Below are 645 nucleotides of genomic sequence, written 5' to 3' on the forward strand. Positions count from 1 at the left end.
CCACACAGATGACAGGTACATCATAATGGTGATTCTCTTTAACGATCTTGCGCAGCTTATTCAATTCTTGTAAGTCTTCTTCAATACGTGAATCCGCTTCTTTGGCTTTAATTAAGAAAAGAAACACATCAGGCTGTTCTTCAGTYACCGCTTTTATCAATTCATCCAATGGTGTATCTTCCTCGAACTCTTCCGTAGGAGCTTCACTCTCACCCAGCCCGCGTGAGTCCAGCAAACGAATTTTGGGTTCGGCATCACTCGGGTACCATAACCATTTACCCTTACCCGTTCCAGATTTAACGGAACTGACATATTGCCGTTCCTGACCAAACATCGCATTGATCAGTGAGGATTTTCCAGACCCTCTTCTTCCGACAAGAGCAATTCGCGGTTCCCTTGCATCAACAGTCATCGTTTTCAGCTGTAAGAGCTGGTCGAGCATTTTGGTCTTTTTCGCTTGTGAAATTGGGAGCTTTTCTACCTGGCCTTTAATGAAACTGAATATGCTTCCCATTTCATCTTGTTTTTCCGCCATCACTCATTCCCCCTTTTTAAGAAGTGTATTAAGTAACATTTACCCTTGAACGATTCAATTTAAGCATGTAACTTCATTCTCCTTGCAAATTAAGGGGCTCCATTTTGGTC

1 protein-coding gene is annotated in these 645 nt (G+C 42.5%); it reads right to left on the minus strand.

Annotated elements, in window-relative coordinates; all coding sequences use genetic code 11:
- On the minus strand, positions 1-535 hold a 535-nt coding region (locus tag AC1DVB_RS27825), incomplete at its 3' end, for a GTPase (RefSeq protein ID WP_477592084.1).
- Positions 536-645: the final 110 nt, after the last annotated feature.

The sequence above is a fragment of the Peribacillus sp. P4_D6 genome, assembly GCF_056401795.1.